The following is a 2,462-nucleotide window of genomic DNA, read 5'->3' as shown; positions in this document are numbered from 1 at the left end:
TTGGCCGAAGTGCTGGCCGATAAGGTCGATGAGCGTGCACTGCTTTTTCTTTGGGTCTTGGTCGCCGTAGGCTTCGGCGGCGCGCTGACCATGTTGGCAGAATTGGGGCTGCGCGCCACGCTTGTTGCGGCCGCGCTGGCAACCCCGGTCGCGGGGCTGGCGCTTTGGGGGGCCACGCGCTTTGCCTCGGTCGAAGAATATCTAGCTTCGGAACACGTGTTGGCGGCACTCGTGGTGCTTGCGGTCATGCCGATGCCGTTCCTGATGGCGCGGTTGCAAGGTGGGCGCTGGGGCTGGCTCGATTACGCAGCCCTGTTCACCCATAGCTGGAACGCGGTTCTGCGGATCGGTTCGGCAGCCGCCTTTGCCGGGGTGGTCTGGATGGTGCTGTTGGCATCTTCGGTGCTGCTCGATCTGGTCGGGGTCACCTATCTGGGCGAGGCGCTGCGCCAGCCGCTGGTGATCTGGCTGCTGACTGGCGGCGCGCTGGGGCTGGGCCTGGCGGTCGTGGCGGAATTGGCCGAGCGACTTTCGCCCTATCTGCTGTTGCGATTTCTGCGCCTGCTGCTGCCGGTGGTCTTGCTGGTAGTGGTGGTGTTTGTGGCCGTGCTGCCTCTGCGCGGCCTTAGCGCGCTGTTCGGCAATCTTTCGGCAGGTGCGGTCATGATGCTGGCCGCAGCAACGGCGGTTGCGCTGATCTCGATTGCCGTCGATCAGGGCGAAGATGAGGCTGTAACAGGCTGGCTGCTGCCAGAGGCTGCACGAATATTGGCGGTGCTGGTGCCGATTCTCGGCGGGCTGGCGGTTTGGGCGGTGGTGCTGCGCGTCGGCCAATACGGCTGGACGCCGGGGCGCGTCGCGGCAGCGGCAGGGGCCGGGATCAGCTTTGCCTTTGGCGCCCTTTACGCGCTGGCAGTGCTGGGGGGCGATCGCTGGATGGAGCGCATCCGCCGCGCCAATCTGGCGATGGCGGTGGTGATGATCGGGCTGGCGGCGCTATGGCTGACCCCGGCGATCAACCCCGAAGCGATTGCCGCGCGCTCGCAAATGGCGCGGGTCGCGGCGGGTGCGATGCTTCCCGAGGATTTGCCGCTTTGGCAACTGGCACATGAATGGGGCCACCCCGGACAAGCCGCACTGGCAGAGTTGCGCGCGCGCGCCGACCAGCCCAAGCAAGAGGTTCTGGCCGCGCGGTTACTCGCGCTCGATACCGCGCCGAACCGCTGGCAGTATGAAGCCAGCTTCGAAGCGCCAGACCCCACGCTGGCGCGCGCCGCCGAGGTGCCGGTGCTGCCCCAAGGCGGCACGATGCCCGATGCGCTTTGGCGCGCGCTCGATACCGACGCGCGCGCGGCGGTGCTGGAAACCTGCACCCGCACCACGCCCGAAGGCCACCCCGGCTGCCTGCTGGTGTTGGCCGATCTTGTGGCGGTATGGCCGGGCGACGAGGCGGTGTTCTTGTTTGGCGCAGGGCCCGTGGCGCTGCCGGGGGCCCCGCAAAGTTACCGGCAGGCAAGCGACGGCTGGCAGGAAGCGGGTGATCTGCGCCTTTTGGGCGATGCGCCGGGCGTGGCCGCTGCGGGGGCCATCGATCGGCTCTATGCCGACGGTGTAAGGCTCGTGCCATCGGGCATTTTCGCGCTCGACATCGGCGGGTTGCCGGTGGTGCTGCGGCCCTGACGCGATTGGGGGTTCGTTAACACTTGCCCGTTAGCCTGACCCTGCAATCAAGGGCAAGGCGATGCTCGGTCTTATCAACCGCTCGATTCAGCGATTTCTGGGCGACACCTATGGCACGCCGCTTTGGCAGCAGGTGGCCGAAGCGGCGTCAGCGCCCGCAGACGGGTTCGAGGCGCTGCTACCCTATGACGATGCGTTGACCTTTGCCTTGCTCGATACCGCCGCAGACCGGCTTGGAAAGCCCCGCGATGCGCTGCTGGAAGACCTCGGCGCGTTTCTTGTCACGCTAGAACCGCTGCGCCGGTTGCTGCGCTTTGGCGGTGTCGATTACGACGATTTTCTGATGTCGCTCGACGAACTTCCGGCGCGCGCGCGCATGGCGCTGCCAGAGATCGACATCCCGCATCTGGCGCTTGCGGTTGCGGGTGCGGGGCAACTGACGCTTACCGTGCAGGGGCGGGTGCCGGGTTGGGGGTTGGTAATGTCGGGCCTGCTGCGCGCGATGGCCGACGATTATGGCGCGCTGGCGCTGATCGACTTGGCCCCCACAGACGCCACGGATACCGCATGCGATCGCATCATGGTTGAACTGCTTGACACAAGCCACGCGCATGGGCGGCAGTTCGAACTGGCACAACCGGTGGCCACATGAACCAGCGCCCTGCCCTTTCCGTCACGCCTAACCTGTCGCTTGCCGCACTTGGCAAGCTGATGCCAATGCATCTTTGGCTCGGCCCTGCGGGCGAAATACGGGCGGTCGGTCCGACGTTGGGCAAAATCTG

Annotated in this window: 2 protein-coding genes; both read left to right on the top strand. The window is 66.3% G+C overall.

Going from position 1 to position 2,462, the window contains the following annotated elements:
• The coding region (locus tag ABY403_RS15710; protein ID WP_372841757.1) for a hypothetical protein at nucleotides 1-1,680 on the top strand (1,680 nt) is incomplete at its 5' end.
• Nucleotides 1,681-1,741: 61 nt separating this feature from the next.
• Complete coding sequence (locus ABY403_RS15705; protein WP_372841756.1) at nucleotides 1,742-2,332, top strand: heme NO-binding domain-containing protein; 591 nt, start codon at nucleotides 1,742-1,744, stop codon at nucleotides 2,330-2,332.
• The last annotated feature ends 130 nt before the right edge of the window (nucleotides 2,333-2,462 follow it).

The organism is Phaeovulum sp. (assembly GCF_041596715.1).
GTDB lineage: Bacteria > Pseudomonadota > Alphaproteobacteria > Rhodobacterales > Rhodobacteraceae > UBA6213.
Note: the sequence above shows the minus strand (reverse complement) of the source record. Positions and strands in the feature narration are given on the sequence as shown.

Coding starts and splice junctions, on each gene's coding strand:
- ABY403_RS15705 (WP_372841756.1), top strand. CDS start 1,742: ATGCTCGGTCTTATCAACCGCTCGATTCAGCGATTTCTGGGCGACACC.